Below are 1,638 nucleotides of genomic sequence, written 5' to 3' on the forward strand. Positions count from 1 at the left end.
GGCCATCTACGACACGATGCAGTTCATCCCGAACGACGTCGTCACCGTCGCCACCGGCCTGGCCGCCTCGATGGGCCAGTTCCTGCTCTCCTCCGGCACCAAGGGCAAGCGCTACGCCACCCCGAACGCCCGGATCCTGATGCACCAGCCCTCCGGCGGCATCGGCGGCACCGCTTCGGACATCAAGATCCAGGCCGAGCTGATCCTGCACATGAAGAAGGTCATGGCCGAACTGACCGCGGAGCAGACCGGACAGTCCGTCGAGACCATCCTCAAGGACAACGACCGCGACAAGTGGTTCACGGCGACCGAAGCCCTCGAATACGGCTTCTTCGACAAGATCGCGGCGCACGCCGGGTCCGTGGCAGGCGGCGGCGGAACGAACGCCAACGGCGCCGGCACCGAAAACTAACCGGCACGCAGACAGAACCGACTCCAGGAGCAATGAACATGAACTACAACTTCGGATCGACTGCCGGGAACCTGCCGAGCAGCCGCTACGTGCTGCCGCAGTTTGAAGAGCGGACCCCTTACGGCTTCAAGCGCCAGGACCCCTACACCAAGCTTTTCGAGGACCGCATCATCTTCCTGGGCGTCCAGGTGGACGACGCCTCCGCCGACGACGTGATGGCCCAGCTGCTGGTGCTCGAGTCCACCGACCCGGATCGGGACATCACGCTCTACATCAACTCCCCAGGCGGCTCCTTCACCGCCATGACGGCGATCTACGACACCATGACGTACATCCGGCCGGAGATCCAGACCGTCTGCCTCGGCCAGGCGGCCAGCGCAGCGGCCGTCCTGCTCGCCGCGGGCACCCCGGGCAAGCGCCTGGCCCTGCCGAACGCCCGCGTCCTGATCCACCAGCCCTCGCTGTCCGGCGGCCAGGGCGGACAGGCCTCGGACCTGGAGATCCAGGCCGCCGAGGTCATGCGCATGCGGGAATGGCTGGAGGACACGCTGGCCAAGCACTCCGGGCGCACCTCGGAGCAGGTCAACAACGACATCGAACGCGACAAGATCCTCACCGCAGCCGAGGCCATGAGCTACGGCCTGATCGACCAGGTACTTGATTCCCGCAAGATCAAGCCCCAGGCAATCACGCGGTAGCGCGGACCACCGTACAGCAAGCAGTAACCGACGCCGGTGCGGCGCCACAATGTGGCCGCACCGGCGTCGGCTTTCCACCCAACAGGCCCAAAGTGACCTAGAGTGGAAYATGTCACGGCCGGCGTCCCGCGCGGAACGTCCGTGATTCCAGAAACGGGTGCAGCGCTGCGCAGGAGTTCTACAGGGCCGGCAGCACGTTACTAAAGGGGTTCACATATGGCTCGGATTGGCGAGAGCACGGATCTGCTGAAGTGTTCTTTCTGCGGAAAGAGCCAGAAGCAGGTGCGGAAGCTCATTGCCGGGCCCGGCGTCTACATCTGCGACGAGTGCATTGAACTCTGCAACGAGATCATTGAAGAGGAGCTCGCCGAAGTAGCCGACCTGGGAAGTTTTGAACTGCCCAAGCCCCGCGAAATCTTTGACTTCCTGCAGGAATACGTGATCGGCCAGGAACCCGCCAAACGCTCACTCGCCGTCGCGGTCTACAACCATTACAAGCGGATCCAGGCCGGCCACGCCCCCAAGAGC

3 protein-coding genes are annotated in these 1,638 nt (G+C 64.0%); all 3 read left to right on the plus strand.

Annotation, left to right across the window (positions count from 1 at the left end):
• Positions 1-412: ClpP family protease (locus AB4Y86_RS18515; RefSeq protein ID WP_441403604.1), on the plus strand; the 412-nt coding region annotated here is incomplete at its 5' end.
• 38 nt (positions 413-450) lie between these two features.
• Positions 451-1,110 (plus strand): ATP-dependent Clp protease proteolytic subunit, encoded by a 660-nt coding sequence (locus AB4Y86_RS18520; RefSeq protein ID WP_441403605.1) that lies wholly within the window; start codon positions 451-453, stop codon positions 1,108-1,110.
• Positions 1,111-1,326: 216 nt separating this feature from the next.
• Positions 1,327-1,638, plus strand: a 312-nt coding sequence (locus AB4Y86_RS18525; protein ID WP_441403606.1) for a ClpX C4-type zinc finger protein, incomplete at its 3' end; no start/stop codon positions are given.

Source organism: Arthrobacter sp. 2YAF22_2, from assembly GCF_052114645.1.
In the GTDB taxonomy this organism is placed as follows: Bacteria; Actinomycetota; Actinomycetes; order Actinomycetales; family Micrococcaceae; genus Arthrobacter.